This is a genomic window from Streptomyces sp. NPDC047453 (genome assembly GCF_040643155.1).
In the GTDB taxonomy this organism is placed as follows: domain Bacteria; phylum Actinomycetota; class Actinomycetes; order Streptomycetales; family Streptomycetaceae; genus Streptomyces.
In genome coordinates this window covers 1-15,163 of record NZ_JBEYTS010000037.1, presented here as the reverse complement: position 1 = coordinate 15,163, position 15,163 = coordinate 1, and the positions used below count along the sequence as shown (strand labels likewise).

Genomic DNA, 15,163 nt, shown 5'->3' with positions numbered 1-15,163 from the left:
AGCGCGCGCCCTCCCGCCCTCGCCTGGTCAGGGTCGCCCGGTGATGCGACGCTGGGGAGGTGAGGTGTCCGAGGAGGGGGTTCCGGGAGGGCCGATGGGACGTGACGTCCCGGCGCTGGTCTTCACCCGCGAGGACCGCCGCCGGTACCGGATCAAGATGCAGAAGTGCCTCGACGCGTTCGCGCAGATGCTGCGCGAGTCAAGGTTCGAGTCCGAGCGGCCCCAGGTGGGGCTGGAGATCGAGCTGAACCTGGGCGACGACGGGGCGGAGCCCGCGATGCGCAACAGCGACGTGTTGGAGGCGATCGCGGACCCCGCCTGGGCGACGGAGCTCGGCCGGTTCAACCTCGAGATCAACATCCCGCCCCGCCGGCTGACCGAGGGCGGCCCGGACGACTGGGAGTCCGAGATCCGCGCCGCGCTGAACCACGCGGAGGATCGTGCCAGTTCGGTCGGCGCGCATCTGATCATGATCGGCATCCTGCCCACGCTGCGACAGGAGGACGTCGGCGAGGCGGCGCTGTCGGAGAATCCGCGCTACCGGCTCCTCAACGACCAGGTTTTCGCGGCCCGGGGCGAGGACCTGCACATCGAGGTGGACGGCGTGGACCGGCTGCGGACCTACGCCGACACGATCACTCCCGAGGCCGCGTGCACCAGTACTCAGTTCCACCTCCAGGTCTCCCCGGAGGAGTTCGCCGGCTACTGGAACGCGGCGCAGGCGATCGCCGGGGTCCAGGTCGCGCTGGCGGCCAATTCGCCGTTCCTGTTCGGCAAGGAACTGTGGCACGAGACCCGTATCCCGCTGTTCGAGCAAGCCACCGACACCCGCCCGGAGGAGATCAAAGTGCAGGGGGTACGGCCCCGGGTGTGGTTCGGCGAGCGGTGGATCAACAGCGTCTTCGACCTCTTCGAGGAGAACCTGCGCTACTTCCCGGCGCTGCTGCCGCTGTGCGACGAGCAGGACCCCGCGGAGACGCTGGACCGCGGCGACATCCCGGAACTGGCCGAGCTCACCCTGCACAACGGCACCATCTACCGCTGGAACCGGCCCGTCTACGCCATCGACCACGACAAGCCGCACGTGCGGGTGGAGAACCGGGTGCTGCCCGCCGGCCCGACCGTCGCCGACACGCTCGCCAACGGCGCCTTCTACTACGGGCTCACCCGCGCCCTGGTGGAGGAGGACCGGCCGGTGTGGTCGCGGATGTCCTTCTCCGCCGCCGAGGAGAACCTGCACACGGCGGCGCGGCACGGCATGGAGGCACGGCTGTACTGGCCCGGGATGGGTGAGGTGCCGGTGCCCGAACTCGTGCTGCGGCGGCTGCTGCCGCTGGCCCACCGGGGGCTGGAGCAGTCCGGCATGGACGACGCCTGGCGCGAGCCGCTGCTCGGCATCATCGAGCAGCGGTGCGTCACCGGCCGCAACGGGGCGATCTGGCAGAAGGAGATGTTCCACCACATCGACGCCACCACCCACTGCGGCCGGCACGAGGCGCTGCGGCGCATGACGCAGCAGTACGTCGACTACATGCACCTCAACGCACCGGGCCATACGTGGCCGGTCGACTGACGGGGCCGGCCGGGTATGTAGTTGCGTTGCTGTGCAAGTATGGTGGAGGTCCGCCGCCGGCATCGAGGAGGTGAGAGACATGGACTCCAGTAGTAGTCCGGGCCGTCCCCGGCCCCGCGTTCCCGTGTCCCCCAACTCCTCGGGCATCCGGTAGCCCTCGGCCCCGCGCCGCCGGCGGCTGCCGTGCCCTCGTCCTGCCCCGCTCGTGCGGGGCGAGGGGAGGTTCCATGGCGAACCCGACCACATTCGACCTCGCTCTCCGGCTCGTGGCCGACCCCGACTGCGACTCCGGCGGCCCCACCCGGGTCGCCTCCTGCGTCCTCTCCGGCATCGGCATCCTCGGCGACGGGTTCATCCCGCGTGGGGGCGGCGGCGTCCGCGGCACCGGCGGCGGAGTGGCCGCGACCGGACTGCGGCCGCGGCGTGACGACGGTGAGACCACGGCCGTGCGGGCCGCCGCCTACCTGGCCGGCGATCAGGCGCGCGGGCTGGAGCAGCTCGTCGCACGGCCGGCCCTGGAGTGCGGTGTCCGGGACCTGCGCCGGCATCCGGACGACGCGCCCCTCGGCGCGGAGCGGAAGGTGGTGACGGCATGAGCGACCTCGACCCGCTGCGCGCCCGCCGCGCCGTCCGCCGGGCGGCCCGGCAACTGGCCGAGGACGCCCCGAAGCTCGCCCGCGGCTCCGCGGCCGCGTACCGGGCCGGCCTCGGCGTCCGCGCCGCCGCACTGCACAGGGCGGCGCTGGCCGCCTGGTCCTCCGGCATACCCGAGGACGTCATCGCGGCCGACGGGCACCTGCCGCGGGCCGTGGTGCGCCGGTGGATCGCGGCCGGGTACCCCTCGCGACGCCCATGCGACAGCCGCACATGACCGCCAACGCCGGTGCCCGCGCGGACAGTCGGAGCCACTGACGCCGGCCTGCCCCCGAACACCACGACAGGCCGGCCGCGGTGAGCGGCACCGCGGCCAAGCAGGAGGCGATCACCCGGACAGGTGCGGGCGGATGACGCCCGGCGTCCTGTGTGCGAGCCGGATGGAGTCCGCCATGACACGTGAGCCGCCGTGAACCGGGGGCGGATCCCGCGTGGACAGTCGGAGCCACTGACATCGGCCTGCGCCCCAACGCCGTGAGCGGCACTCCGGCCCAGCAGGAGGCGACGGCCCGGACAGGTGCGGGCGGATGACGCCCGACGTCCCATGCGCGAGCCGGATGGTGTCCCCCACGACACGTGAATCGCCGTGGACCGCGGTGCGGATCCCGCGCCTCGGTCGTCACGCTGGCCGAGGAGCACCTGTATCCGGCGAGCCTCGTCCGGTAGACGTGGAACGGCTCCGCCCGTTTCCGTCCGCATCCTACCCGGTGGTGATCATGGACTTTCAACTCGCCGTGCCCCCGCCCGTCCTCGGCTTCCCGCGACACACGCGCCCCTGGCGCGGCGCCCCGGCCGCGGGAGCCGCCGGGTGATTGGCGAGGGACCGGGCCCCGGCTTCCGGCCCCGGGCCGCGCCGGCGATGCCGGCGGACGCCGCCGCGGCGGTCCTCGACGCCGCGGCGCTCGACGCGCTCCACGCGATCTGCGACCTCGCGCCCCCGCCCGTGCTCGACGACCTCGCCACCGCGCGGGTCCGCTCCGTGTTCGCCGACGTGGACCTTCTGGTCACCGGCTGGGGCCGCCCGCCCCTGGACGCGGCCGCGCTGACCGCGGCGCCCCGGCTGCGGGCCGTCGTACACACGGCGGGCAGCGTACGAAGCCATGTCACCGAGGCCTGCTGGGAGCGGGGCATCGAGGCGTCCTCCGCCGCGGCCGCCAACGCCGTGCCGGTGGTCGCGTTCACGCTCGGCATGATCCTGCTCACCGGGAAGCAAGTGCGGGAACGCGCCCGCGAGTTCCGCGCCCGCCGCACCCACGGCGACTCGCTGCGCACCCCGGTCCGCGTCGGCAACTGCGGCCGCACCGTGGGCATCGTGTCGGCCTCGCTCGTCGGCCGCCGGGCCATCGAACTGCTGCGCCCGCACGACTTCGAGGTGCTGCTGTACGACCCGTACATCACCGAGCGGCGCGCGCACCCGGATCGCCTTCGGCCCGCTGACCGTGTCGCACGAGGGGAACCGTTGAACACCCGAGAGGCGTCCCTGCGTAATGACCCGCGGGCGTGGGCAGCGTCGTCTGTGAAAAAAGCGGTGCGGGCTTGTGAGCGTGTGGTGCGCCGGGCCCGCGACGGGCCGTCAGATCCACGCTGGGCGTGGGGACTTGACCGTATAAATCGTAGATATCCCGCAATCCGCCTTATGTAGCGAACACACAACGGTTAACGTCCCGGCTGCGAGAAGGCAACACCGCGCATATCAGGACGCGGCCAAGTGGCGAACGGTGCAGGGCACTTGCTCTCGCGGAGTTGCGGAGGGTGCCCTAAGTCAGTGATAGCATCCCCGCGTCTGTGACCTTGGTCCACTCGGCTCGGGCACTGCATTGAGGTCGGCCTGTTCTCAACGCAACAGCGGTCGGGTCGCTCTGAGCGGTTGCGCCGCGGACTCCCACGAGGCGCCACCCACCGTCGGCTGCAGGCTAAACGCCAGGAAAGGTTTCCATGATTCGAGACGCACTTGTTTGGTGCCTGGTTGCCGCGGTGGTGCTCGCCGTCGCCGCGGCCCTGGTGCTCTATCGTCGAAATAATGCCATCACGACGAAAAAGAGCCAGGCCGAGGCTGCCTACACACAGAAGCTGAGCGAGGCCGAGGGACAACTTGCCACGGTGTGGCATGAATTGCAGCGTCACAAGGCCGAGCACGACCAGACCATCCAGGAAGCCGAAGAGGGGGCCGAGGAGAGCACCAAGGCCGTTCTCAAGGGCTCGGCACGCTTTCTGCAGAGCCTTGCGGCCGAACAGTTGGCACTCCTCGAGGAGATTCAGCGGAAGTACGGCGGCCACGCCGTACTGGCGGATCTGCTGGAAGTGAACCACGCCAATGCGCAAATGGCGCGAAAGGCTCAGGGTATTGCGGTGATGTGCGGTGCGCCCCTGGGTCGCCGCAGTAAGCCCGCCAGTGTTTATGACGTGGTGCGCAGCGCGCAGGGACAGATTCGCAACTTCCGCCGCGTCGAAATCATGCAGCAGACCGGTTTCGCGCTGAAGGCGTCCGCTGTTTCCCCGGTCGCTCTCGCCGTCGCGGAACTCCTCGACAACGCCGCCAGTTTCTCCCAGCAGGGTTCGCCGATCGAGGTGACCTTCCAGCGGGTGCAGAAGAACCTGTGCATCGTCATCGACGACGCCGGTGTCGGCATGAACGACGAGGACCGGCAGAAGGCGTCCACCCTGCTGTCCGGCGAGCTCCGCCCCCGACTGTCCCAGCTGGGCAACCAGCCGAAGTTCGGCTTCCCCGTCATCGGCCTGCTCGCCCAGCAGTACGGGTTCCGGGTGGACGTCACCGGCGTCTCCCGCTACGGCGGCGTCCGGGCGGTCGTGCTGCTGCCGGAGGAGCTGTGGACCGAGGAGGAGACAGCCCCGACCGAGGTCTCCCAGGTCAGCCCGATCCGCAGCGCGACGGGCCGGTCCGAGTCCGGTCCGCGCACCGCGCACGGTCTGCCCAAGCGGGGGGCGCGCCAGGTGCCCATCGCCAGTGTTCCCGACGCCGTTCCCGACAGCACGCCCGAGCGCGACGACTCGGCACAGCCCGTTGCGCCGCCGGACGAGGCCGGCCGCGCCGGCCGAAGCCTGGGAGCTTTCCAGCGCGGCACGCTCTCGGGCCGGAACCTCTCCGCGGCTCCGTTCGAAGGGTCCGATAACGCATGACCAACGACCTGTCGTGGATGCTCGAGGACATCGTGAGCAACGTGCCGAAGGCGCGGCACGCTGTTCTGCTGTCCGCAGACGGTCTCCCCCGCGGCGCGACCGACGGCATGTCGGAGAAGGACGTGCGCACCATATCCGCGGCCATGGCGGGGATGCAGGCACTGAGCCGGGCGACCTCCCACTTCGCCGGTCCCGGCGAGGACCGGCAGTGGAACCAGACGATCATCGAGTTCTCCCACGGCTGGATCTTCCTGATCGGGGCGGGGCAGGGTGCCTACCTCGCCGCGGCCGCGGCGCCCGACGTCGACATGCAGCAGATCTCCTTCCGCATGCACCGGCTCGTCGCCCGGCTCGGCAACAACCTCACCTCGCCCCCCAGGGTCAACGCGGAGGCCGCGACCGAGCGTTCCGACCGTGCCGGGGGCCAGCTGGGCGCCAGGCGGGGAACCGGCGTCCCGATCGCCGACCTCGACGAGGCGGTCGGCGAGGTGCGCGGCGCCCGCCACGCGGTGCTGCTGGGCGCCGACGGTCTGCCCCGCGGTGCCACCACGGGAATGAGCCAGGACCTGGCGGACACGATCTCGGCGGCGATGACGGGCATCCACGCCTACAGCCGCGCCACCTCGCAGTTCGCCGGTGTGCACGAGCACGCCCGGTGGCGGCAGACGGTCATCGAGTTCCAGCACGGCTGGATCTTCCTGATCTCGGCCGGTCACCGCGCCTTCCTGGCCGCGGCGGCCGACCACGACGCCGACATCGAGGAGTTCACGACCCGGCTGCACCAGGTGGTGCCCCGGCTGAGCGCGCATCTGTCACCACAGGGGGCGGTGAGCAGCAAGTGAACGATGAGCCCGATCTCGAGCTGACCTCGGCATTAGTGCCACTGTTCGTGGTCACGAACGGGCGTTCCCTGCCCCCGGACCACGCCTACGAGCGCACGACGCTGGTGTCCGCGGAGGACGGTGCCTCCGCCGCCGGCCTCATGCTTTCCCCGGAGGCGGGCCAGGTTCTGGAGATGGTCACGGACGGCTTTCTGTCCGTCGCCGAAGTGGCCGGCCATACGCACCTGCCGCTGGGGATCGTCCGGATTCTTCTGGCGGAGTTGGAAGAGGGCGGCCTCGTCATCACGAGGAAGCCCGTCCCCCGCGCCGAACGTGTCGATCGAGAAATCCTCAGCGCGGTACTCGATGGCCTCAAAGCCCGATTCGGAGCGTGATACGTGTACCTGGATTCAGCCGTCTCCACCGCGGTCAAGATCCTTGTGGTGGGCCACTTCGGCGTCGGGAAGACCACGTGCATCGGAAGTATCTCCGAGATCGAGCCTTTGCGGACCGAAGAGGAGATCACCGAAGCGAGTGTGGGATTTGACGACCTGTCGGGAACTCCGGACAAGACGACCACGACGGTCGCCATGGACTTCGGCCGCCTGACCATCAGCGACGAGGTGGTGCTCTACCTCTTCGGAACGCCTGGTCAGGAACGGTTCAAAGAGATGTGGGAAGAGCTGTCCCGGGGCGCGCTCGGCGCCCTGGTGCTGGTCGACCCAGAGCGGCTCTCCGAGTCCTTCCCGGTCCTCGACCTGGTCGAGCGCTTCGGCCTGACCTACGCCATCGGCGTCAACCGCTTCGAAGGCACCACCAACTACCCGCTCACGGAGGTGCGCGAGGCCCTGAACCTGTCCGCGGAGACCCCCGTCGTCGCCTGTGACGTACGGGACCAGAACTCGGCGGCGCAGGCCCTCATCACCCTCGTGCACCACCTCCTGTCCCTCATTTCTTAGGAGCCACCCGCTCATGCAGCAGCGTCCCGGCATACAGGGGCCACCTCCTGGCTGCCCCGCCCACGCCAACGTCCCGGTCTACGGCCCCCAGTTCGGCTCCGATCCCGACAGCCACTACGAGTACCTGCGCACCCTCGGCCCGAGCGCGCCGGTCGACGTCGCCCCTGACGTCCAGGTCGAGCTGGTCACCAGCTACGACGCCGCTCTGTACATCCTCCAGAACCCCGCCTCGTTCGTCCGGGACTCCCGGCGCTGGAACGCGCTGAACCAGGGACGTGTCCCCGAGGACAGCCCGGCGCTGCCGATGCTGGGGTACCGGCCCAACGCGCTGTTCAGTGACGGCGCGGCGCACGCCCGGCTGCGCCAGGCGGTCACGGACAGTCTGGCCAGCGTCAACGAGCTCCAACTGGTGCGGCAGACCCAGCAGTCCGCCGACTACCTGATCAGCCGGTTCAGCACCGACCGCATGGGCCAGGCCGAGTTGATGGCCGACTACGCCCAGCCGCTGCCGCTGCTGGTCTTCAGCGATCTGTTCGGCTGCCCGCCGGAGATCGGCGACCGCGTCATCGTCGGCATCAGCGGCATCTTCGACGGCACCCCCAACGCCGACCAGGTGCTGGGCGAGGCGCTCGGGGAGCTGATCGCCCTCAAGCGGCGCCGTCCCGGGCAGGACCTGACCACCCGTCTGATGGAGCACCCGGCGGGGCTGACCGACGAGGAGGTGCTGCACCAGCTGGTGACCCTGCTCTCCGGGGGCACCGCTCCCCTGGCGGCGGCCATCGGCACGAGCAGCGCGCTGATCCTCGACGAGGGGTGGCAAGCCGGCCTGCCGATCGAGGACGCCGTCACCCAGGTCCTGTGGAACTACGCGCCGATCGCCAACTACGCGGCCCACTACCCGACCCACGACGTGGAGTTGGGCGGCAGGACGCTCAAGGCCAACGACCCGGTCCTCATCTCCTTCGCGGCGGCCAACACCGATCCCCGGCTGGCCGAGCACCGTGAGCAGCTCAGCGCGAAGGCGCATCTGGCCTTCGGGGCCGGCCCGCACGCCTGTCCGGCCAAGGACCCCGCGTTCATGATCGCCGTCACCGCCGTCGAGTCCCTCCTCAACCGGCTGCCCGACGTCGAAGTGCGCGTGCCCTTCAAGGACTTGAGCTGGGTCCCGGCGCCGTGGAGCCGTTCGCTGGTGACGCTCCCGGTCCGGTTCACGCCCCGGGTCGTGGCGCCGACGCCCGCGCAGACGCAGCAGGCGGCCGCCCCCAGCGCCCCGATGGCCTCCTCCGCGGCGCCCAGGCCTGCGGCGACGTCCCCGGCCAAGCCCAAGGCGGGCATGTTCAGCCGCTTCCTGGCATGGACCCGAGGGGAGTGACGAAGGCAACCCCAACGCGCATAGTCATCTCGTATGTTTAAGCCACCGTTGGGGTATGCATGGCGGCTGATACCTAGAAAGGAGCCGTCGTGGAGACAGCGGTAACTCCGCCCCCCGACAGACGTTTTGCGGTCTCGCTCTTCTCTCGTCTACGGACAGCGAAGGGCCAGGCCAACCCCTTTCCGATCTACGCGGAGCTTCGGTCGAGGGGCGGAGTCATCGCAGCGCCCTGGGGAGGTCATCTCGTCACGCGCTTCGATCTGTGCGATCAGGTCCTGCGCAACCGCGACTGGCTGGAGCCCGACTCCCGCTGGCGAGAACAGCAGGGGGACGGCACCCGGTGGACCGCCCCCTCCTCTCGTGAGATGAGCAGGACGCTGCCCGCCCTCAATCCCCCCGAACACACCTGGGTGCGCCGGTCGGCCGGCATGTTCGACCGCACCTCCCTGGAGGAGATCCGTGGCACGGTCGGCCGTATCACGGGCCGGCTCATGGACTCCCTCGCCGTTCGGCTACGTGACGGGGAGGCCGATTTCAACGCCCTGGTCAGCGAGGAGCTGCCGGTCGCCACCATCGGGCACTGGCTGGGCCTGCCGAGCGCCGACTTCCCCCGGCTGCGCGAACTGACCCACGACCAGGTCTTCACCCAGGAGTTGCTGCCCTCGTCCAGTCAACTGGCGCTGTCCGACGCGGCCACGGCCGAGCTGCGCGCCTACTTCCTGGAGCTGGTGCGCGAGCGGCGAGCCCACCCGGGCGACGACCCCGTATCACGCTGGATCACCCTCTGGGACGCCATGGAGAGCGACCAGGACAAGGCGGACGAGGCCGTCTACTTCCTGGCCCTGTTCGTGCTGCTGGCCGCCCTGGAGACGACGTCCACCCTGTTGTCGACCATGACCCTGCTGCTCCTCGAACACCCCCGGCAGTGGGACCGGCTCACCATCCACCCCGACCTCGTGCCGGCCGCCGTGGAGGAGTCGTTGCGCTACGACCCGCCCACCCATGTGATCAGCCGTGTCTCCTCCAGGGACACCGAGCTGGGCGGCGTCGAGGTGCGCAAGGACGAGATGGTCCACCTCATGGTGGGGGCGGCCAACCGCGACCCCGCCAAGCACGAGGACCCCGAGCTGTTCAACCTGCACCGCAAACCGGCGCACCTGGCCTTCAGCGGCGGCATTCACTACTGCCTCGGCGCGCCCCTGGCCCGGCTGGAGGCCCAGACCCTCCTGCACCACCTGGTCAGGCGCTTCCCGCGGCTCACCCTCGTGCGCCGTCCGACGTGGGCGCCGCGCGTTGCCTTCCGGCGCCCGCTGAACCTGGATGTCGCTCTCATATGATCGAAATGACCAATACCCTCGACACCTTCCCCTACAAGGCGATACACGTCGAGCAGGACGGACCTGTCCTCCGGGTCCGGCTCAACCCCGCGGCGCAGGACAGCTCGCTGACCGTCGCGGCTCTCGACGACCTCGTCTCCCTGCTCAACAGCCTCCATGAACGGCCCGACATCCGGGTGCTGCTGCTGTCCGCGGAGGGCGACGACTTCTGCCTCGGCGCCGACCGCGACGAGTTCCAGGCGGCACTGGCGGAAGACCCGACCGGCGGCGCCATGCGCCGCATCGTGGACAAGGCCTACCGCGTGTGCGACGCCCTGGAGAACTCGCACGCGGTGACCATCGCCAGACTCCACGGCAGGGTCGTGGGCGCGGGCCTGGCACTCGCCTCCTTCTGCGACCTGCGCGCGGGGGCGGACACCTGCCGGTTCCGTATGCCGGAGATCGCCCTCGGACTGCCCCCCGCCTGGGGAGGCGCCATGGGCCGCCTGGTCGCCGAGGGCGGGTCCGCCAGGATCCGCGAACTCATGCTCACCTGCGAACCGTTCGACGCGGCCACCGCCCACCGGCTCGGTCTCCTGCACAAGGTCGCGCCCGTGGAGGAGCTGGACGCGGCCGTCGACGCCTGGATCAGGCCCCTCGTCCGGCGCGCGCCGGAAGCCCTCACCCTCACCAAGCGCATGCTCGCCGGCTACGCGCGGGCCGACCGTACCGCCGACGTCGCGCTGCTCGACGCCCATCTCCTCACCGCACAGCTCAACCAGGGTCGGGCCGTGTCCCAGCGCTGACCGCACTTCCGTCCGTACGCGCCCGACGCCCCCTGGCGTCGGGCGCGTACGGCGTTTTCGGCGTCCGTGACGACGGCAGGCGGGCCAGGACGAGGGCAGGCCGGACCGGGCCGGGACGACGCACGAGGACGCATCCGCCGCTCCCCTGCGGTGGCGGATGCGTCCCCGGCGCCCGAGCGGCACGCCGTGCTCCCGTAGCCGGTCAGGCGGTTCCGGCCTCCGGGGCCGGGCGGGTCAGGACGAGGGCGATGACGACGACGCTGAGGATCGTGAACACGGCGACCAGGGCGACCACCGCGGCCGGGACGCCGCTGACGAAGAACGCCGGGAGGGCCGAGACCACCGACAGGATCCGGGAGGCCGCCACGACGCGGGAGCCGGTCCGGTTCAGCGTGCGCCAGGTGTAGACGACCGCGAGCACCGTGATCACACCGAGCACGCCATCGGCGATGGCGACGGCCATCGGCGGGCCCTGGGTGTCCGAGCCGGGCTCCGGGAGGGTGAAGAAGTTGGTCATGTCGAGCAGGCCCAGGAGGCCCGCGAGGACGAGGCCCACCTTGTTCTTGCGGGTGAGGCCGAGGGCGGTTTCCGTGCGGCTGGTCTGGCTCATCTGGGCTCCTGTGTCCGGGAGTCGGGGACGCCGGTGCGGCGACCCGGTGCGGTGAGCATGCGGCAGCGGCGGTCCGGAGCGCATCGGTGGTCCGTCCCCGCCGGCAGGGAGGATTTCCCGTACGTCCCGGGAGAAGAGCCTCCCCGCCGGGAACCGGTCTCCGCCATTATCGGGACATGACCTCCGCGGCCCGTCCCATCCGGGTGCTCATCGCCGACGACCATCCCGTAGTGCGGCGCGGCATGAGCACGCTGCTGACCTCGTTGGCCGGGGTGGACGTGGTGGCGGAGGCCGCCACGGGCGAGGAGGCGTTGCGCGAGGCGCAGTTGAGCCGTCCCGACGTGGTGGTGATGGACATCCGGATGCCGTCGATGGACGGGGTGGAGGCCACCCGGCGGCTGACCGCGCTGCTGCCCGACGTCGCCGTGCTCGTCGTCACCATGTACGAGGACGACGAGACGGTGCTGTCGGCGCTGCGTGCCGGGGCCCGCGGCTATCTCCTCAAGGGGGCCCAGCAGGAGGAGATCCTGACCACCATCCGGTCCGTGGCGACCGGCCAGTTCGTCATCGCGCCGGGCGTGGCGGCCCGTCTGCTCGGCCAGGTCGGACCGCCGCCCCGGCCGGCCGACCCCTTCCCCGAACTGACTGCCCGGGAACGCGAGATCCTCGACCGGGTGGCACGCGGCCACGGCAACGCCCGTGTCGCGGCCGAGTTGGAACTGGCAGTCAAGACCGTCGCGAACCACCTGTCCGCCATCTTCGCCAAACTGGGGGTGAGCGGCCGGACCGAGGCCATCCTGCTCGCCCGCGAGCGGGGACTGGGCGACCACGCGTCCGGCCCCGCCTCATGACCGCGCGCCTGCGGACCGCTCTGCGATGTGCGGCCCTCGCGCCGATCGCCGGTGCGTCGGTCGCCTCTCTGTGGTGGGCGCCGCCGTCCCCGTCCGAGCGGTGGGTCCTGTGGGCCGTCATCGTCGGCCTCGGGCTGACGGCGTCGCACGTCCTGGTCACCGCCCGGCGCGGGGCCTCGGCCGCCTCCAGGCTGCTCACCCTGTCCGCGGCGGCGCTGCTCGGCGCACCGCTCCTGGCCGCGGCCGGTGCCCCGGACCTCGCCGTCATCCTGGTGGTGCTGGCCTCCACGGTCACCCTGCCGCTGGCCGCGCTGCGCGTCGTCGAGGTGCGGCCGGTGTCGCGGACGCTGCGCTGGGCGGAGGCTTCGATCGCCGTCTGCGGGGCGGGCTGCGCGGCCGCCTCGGTGACGGGCGGCGAGCCGGCGCTGATCGCGGCCGGGGTGGCCTCCGGGACCGCGATGTGCGCCGGCACCTGGGTGCTGTTCGAGCTCACCTCCGGCGACGACCGGCGCCGCGTGCTGTGGCTGGTGCTGGGCGCCGCCGCGACGACGCTGGCCGGGATGCTGCTGTTCGCGGTGGACAACTCCCTCACGCTGGGCTTCCCGACCACCGTGGCGGCGGTCGGCGCGGCGTCCCTGCTGCTGCCTGGCGCCATCACCGTGGCGCTGGTCGCGCCCCGCGCGGTGGACGTCCGGGTGGTGATGCGCGGCGCCGCCGTCCTCATCGTCATGCTCGCGTTGAGTGCCGCGGTGTACGAGGGCATCGCCGCCGTGTGGGAGCTGGCCGTGGGCACCCGGCCGGGCAAGGGCGTACCGCCCCTGCTGGCGGCGGGGATCGCCGCCGGGTACCAGCCGGTGCGGCGTCATGTCGAGGCGGTCATGGACGAGATGCTGTTCGGCCGGTCGGCCGACCCGGTGGAGACGCTGACCCGGCTCGGCACGGACCTGACCGCCGGCGCCCCGCCTCCGCTGTGGCTGCACACCCTGCGCACCACGCTCGGCGTGCCCGGCATCGAACTGCGCCAGGAGGACAGCGTGGTCGCCACCGCGGGCACCGTCGGCGCGGACCACGTCCAGGTCTCCGCCCTGCGCGCGGACGGTGAGAAGGTGGGCGATCTCGTGGTCGGTCTGCCGCCGGGACATCTGCGGCTGCCCCGCGCGGCCGCCGCGGTGGTCGACCTGGTCGCGGCCCCGCTCGCACAGGCCCTGCACGCGGCCCGGCTCAGCGAGCAACTGCGCCTGTCCAGGGGCCGCACGGTGACCGCGCTGGAGGAGGAGCGGCGCCGCATGCGCCGCGATCTGCACGACGGTCTCGGCCCCACCCTGACCGGCATCGCCTACACGGCGGACGCGGTCGTCAACCTCATCGCCACCGACCCCGAGCACGCGGTCGAGACGCTGCGCGCGCTGCGCGCCGACGTGAGCGACACGATCACCGAGATCCGCCGGATCGTCTACGGGCTGCGCCCCCGCGCCCTCGACGAACTCGGCCTCGTCGAGGCCATCCGCCAGCGCACCGCCCCGCTGCGGGTCGCCGACGGCCGTCCCCTCACGGTGACGGTCGACGCCCCGGAGCAATTGCCGCAACTGCCCGCGGCCGTCGAGGTCACCGCCTATCGGGTGGCGGTGGAGGCCGTCACCAACATCGCCCGGCACGCCGCCGTCACCGCCGCCACGCTCACCCTGGACCTGCGCGGCACCACCCACCTGCGGGTGACGGTCGCGGACTCCGGCCGCTGCACCGAGCCGTGGACACCCGGCGTCGGCATCCAGTCCATGCACGAGCGCGTCGAGCAGATCGGCGGCACCCTGACCGTCCGCACCACACCCGAGGGCGCCACGATCACCGCCGAACTTCCCCTGTCCATCCCGGCGTGACGCCGTCCGCCGCGCACGGCACAACCCTCGTCCCCGGCCGCCGCCGCGAGAACACCGCCACCGCTTCACACCCCTGGCCCCGGGGACTTACCGAGCGGTATACAAGCCCAGTCGAACGTGCGACGGCGGCGCCCCGGTGCCGACGGCGTGCGATGTCCCGGCCCAGGGGGGAGAACTGATGATCTATCAGGAACATTCGGGTGCGGTGCCGGCGAGACGCCGGCGGTGGCCGGCCGCGGTGGGGGCGGCGCTCGGCGGATGCGCCCTCGTCGCCGCTTCCACGGCGCCCGCTTCGGCGCACGGCGCCCGGTCCGGTGCGGGGTCCGGCCGCGCCGCGCACTATGTGTCGCTCGGGGACTCCTACACCTCCGGTCCCGGAATCCCACGGCAGGTCGACGCCAACTGCGGGCGCTCAGACAGTAATTACCCGTCACTCGTTGCGGCTGAGCGGAACGTCGCCTCGTTCAAGGACGTGAGCTGCGGCGGGGCGACGACCGAGGAGATGTGGAAGCCGCAGGGCTCCAACGACGCCCAGCTCAACGCCCTGCGCAAGGACACGGACCTGGTGACGGTCCAGATCGGCGGCAACGACGTCGGGTTCGGCTCCATCATCGCCACCTGCGCCCAACTCGGCTCCCAGCAGCCGACCGGGGACCCCTGCCGGCGCCACTACGCCTCGTCCGGCATCGACCGGCTGACGCTCGACATCGCGCGGACGGCACCGGAGGTGGACCGCGTGCTGCGGGCCGTGCACGCCAGGGCGCCGCACGCCCGGGTGCTCGTCGTCGGCTACCCGGACCTGCTGCCCGACGACGGCAGCGGCTGCTTCCCCTCGGTGCCGTTCGCCTCGCAGGACTTCCCCTATCTGCGGGACACCGAGAAACGGCTGAACACGATGCTCCGCCTGGTGGCCACGTGGAACCACGCGGAGTACGTCGACACCTACCGGCCCACGGTCGGCCACGACATGTGCAAGGCCCCGGCGGACCGCTGGATCGAACCCTTGCAGCCGGCCTCGCCCGCGGCCCCGGCCCACCCCAACGCCCGGGGCGAGGAGGCCATGGCACGCGCGGTGCTGGACGTGCTGGGCAAGCAGCACGGGCGGAACTGAGTCACGGCAGGCTGCGGTGTGCGGCGGGCCCCGGGCGCCCCCCCCCCCCCTCGACGACGCACCCTTGTTCAGTTG

Annotated in this window: 15 protein-coding genes; 14 read left to right on the top strand and 1 reads right to left on the bottom strand. The window is 71.5% G+C overall.

Annotation, left to right across the window (positions count from 1 at the left end; all coding sequences use genetic code 11):
• Positions 1-94 precede the first annotated feature (94 nt).
• From ABZ818_RS27125 to ABZ818_RS27075, 11 genes are all read left to right on the top strand, one after another.
• A complete protein-coding gene (locus ABZ818_RS27125; protein ID WP_361419805.1) occupies positions 95-1,573 on the top strand; it encodes a glutamate-cysteine ligase family protein in 1,479 nt (492 codons plus the stop codon).
• A 227-nt stretch (positions 1,574-1,800) separates the two neighbouring features.
• Complete coding sequence (locus ABZ818_RS27120) at positions 1,801-2,169, top strand: hypothetical protein (protein ID WP_361419802.1); 369 nt, start codon at positions 1,801-1,803, stop codon at positions 2,167-2,169.
• Positions 2,166-2,444, top strand: coding sequence for a hypothetical protein (locus ABZ818_RS27115; protein ID WP_361419799.1), 279 nt, complete (start codon positions 2,166-2,168; stop codon positions 2,442-2,444). The genes ABZ818_RS27120 and ABZ818_RS27115 overlap by 4 nt, the downstream gene beginning before the upstream one ends.
• A gap of 642 nt (positions 2,445-3,086) precedes the next feature.
• Positions 3,087-3,869: a hypothetical protein gene (locus ABZ818_RS27110; RefSeq protein WP_361419942.1), complete on the top strand. Its 783-nt coding sequence runs from the start codon at positions 3,087-3,089 to the stop codon at positions 3,867-3,869.
• Between the two features lie 293 nt (positions 3,870-4,162).
• Positions 4,163-5,365, top strand: coding sequence for an ATP-binding protein (locus ABZ818_RS27105; protein ID WP_361419796.1), 1,203 nt, complete (start codon positions 4,163-4,165; stop codon positions 5,363-5,365).
• Complete coding sequence (locus ABZ818_RS27100; protein ID WP_361419793.1) at positions 5,362-6,207, top strand: roadblock/LC7 domain-containing protein; 846 nt, start codon at positions 5,362-5,364, stop codon at positions 6,205-6,207. The genes ABZ818_RS27105 and ABZ818_RS27100 overlap by 4 nt, the downstream gene beginning before the upstream one ends.
• Entirely contained in the window at positions 6,204-6,581 is a 378-nt protein-coding gene (locus ABZ818_RS27095; RefSeq protein ID WP_141367239.1) for a DUF742 domain-containing protein, read from the top strand. Before ABZ818_RS27100 ends, ABZ818_RS27095 begins: the two co-directional genes overlap by 4 nt.
• Positions 6,582-6,584: 3 nt before the next feature.
• Positions 6,585-7,145, top strand: a complete 561-nt coding sequence (locus ABZ818_RS27090; protein ID WP_361419790.1) for an ATP/GTP-binding protein — start codon at positions 6,585-6,587, stop codon at positions 7,143-7,145.
• A gap of 13 nt (positions 7,146-7,158) precedes the next feature.
• Positions 7,159-8,517 carry a cytochrome P450 gene (locus tag ABZ818_RS27085; RefSeq protein ID WP_361419787.1) on the top strand — a complete coding sequence of 453 codons (1,359 nt, stop codon included), beginning with the start codon at positions 7,159-7,161 and terminating at the stop codon, positions 8,515-8,517.
• Positions 8,518-8,606: 89 nt separating this feature from the next.
• Positions 8,607-9,854 (top strand): cytochrome P450, encoded by a 1,248-nt coding sequence (locus ABZ818_RS27080; protein WP_361419784.1) that lies wholly within the window; start codon positions 8,607-8,609, stop codon positions 9,852-9,854.
• 5 nt (positions 9,855-9,859) lie between these two features.
• A complete protein-coding gene (locus tag ABZ818_RS27075; RefSeq protein ID WP_361419782.1) occupies positions 9,860-10,639 on the top strand; it encodes an enoyl-CoA hydratase/isomerase family protein in 780 nt (259 codons plus the stop codon).
• 202 nt (positions 10,640-10,841) lie between these two features.
• Here ABZ818_RS27075 and ABZ818_RS27070 read toward each other — a convergent pair whose 3' ends face one another.
• On the bottom strand, positions 10,842-11,249 hold the full coding sequence (locus tag ABZ818_RS27070) for a hypothetical protein (protein WP_361419779.1): 408 nt from the start codon (positions 11,247-11,249) through the stop codon (positions 10,842-10,844).
• Positions 11,250-11,425: 176 nt separating this feature from the next.
• Here ABZ818_RS27070 and ABZ818_RS27065 point away from each other — a divergent pair, with 176 nt between their 5' ends.
• From ABZ818_RS27065 to ABZ818_RS27055, 3 genes are all read left to right on the top strand, one after another.
• A complete protein-coding gene (locus tag ABZ818_RS27065) occupies positions 11,426-12,100 on the top strand; it encodes a response regulator transcription factor (RefSeq protein WP_361419776.1) in 675 nt (224 codons plus the stop codon).
• Entirely contained in the window at positions 12,097-13,977 is a 1,881-nt protein-coding gene (locus ABZ818_RS27060; RefSeq protein WP_361419773.1) for a sensor histidine kinase, read from the top strand. Before ABZ818_RS27065 ends, ABZ818_RS27060 begins: the two co-directional genes overlap by 4 nt.
• A gap of 178 nt (positions 13,978-14,155) precedes the next feature.
• Positions 14,156-15,088: an SGNH/GDSL hydrolase family protein gene (locus tag ABZ818_RS27055; RefSeq protein WP_361419770.1), complete on the top strand. Its 933-nt coding sequence runs from the start codon at positions 14,156-14,158 to the stop codon at positions 15,086-15,088.
• Positions 15,089-15,163: the final 75 nt, after the last annotated feature.

Excerpts from the sequence above, each read along its gene's own strand:
- ABZ818_RS27110 (WP_361419942.1), top strand. The coding sequence starts at position 3,087 with ATGCCGGCGGACGCCGCCGCGGCGGTCCTCGACGCCGCGGCGCTCGAC.
- ABZ818_RS27075 (WP_361419782.1), top strand. The coding sequence starts at position 9,860 with ATGACCAATACCCTCGACACCTTCCCCTACAAGGCGATACACGTCGAG.
- ABZ818_RS27100 (WP_361419793.1), top strand. The coding sequence starts at position 5,362 with ATGACCAACGACCTGTCGTGGATGCTCGAGGACATCGTGAGCAACGTG.
- ABZ818_RS27115 (WP_361419799.1), top strand. The coding sequence starts at position 2,166 with ATGAGCGACCTCGACCCGCTGCGCGCCCGCCGCGCCGTCCGCCGGGCG.
- ABZ818_RS27060 (WP_361419773.1), top strand. The coding sequence starts at position 12,097 with ATGACCGCGCGCCTGCGGACCGCTCTGCGATGTGCGGCCCTCGCGCCG.
- ABZ818_RS27125 (WP_361419805.1), top strand. The coding sequence starts at position 95 with ATGGGACGTGACGTCCCGGCGCTGGTCTTCACCCGCGAGGACCGCCGC.
- ABZ818_RS27120 (WP_361419802.1), top strand. The coding sequence starts at position 1,801 with ATGGCGAACCCGACCACATTCGACCTCGCTCTCCGGCTCGTGGCCGAC.
- ABZ818_RS27085 (WP_361419787.1), top strand. The coding sequence starts at position 7,159 with ATGCAGCAGCGTCCCGGCATACAGGGGCCACCTCCTGGCTGCCCCGCC.
- ABZ818_RS27105 (WP_361419796.1), top strand. The coding sequence starts at position 4,163 with ATGATTCGAGACGCACTTGTTTGGTGCCTGGTTGCCGCGGTGGTGCTC.
- ABZ818_RS27065 (WP_361419776.1), top strand. The coding sequence starts at position 11,426 with ATGACCTCCGCGGCCCGTCCCATCCGGGTGCTCATCGCCGACGACCAT.
- ABZ818_RS27070 (WP_361419779.1), bottom strand. The coding sequence starts at position 11,249 with ATGAGCCAGACCAGCCGCACGGAAACCGCCCTCGGCCTCACCCGCAAG.
- ABZ818_RS27055 (WP_361419770.1), top strand. The coding sequence starts at position 14,156 with ATGATCTATCAGGAACATTCGGGTGCGGTGCCGGCGAGACGCCGGCGG.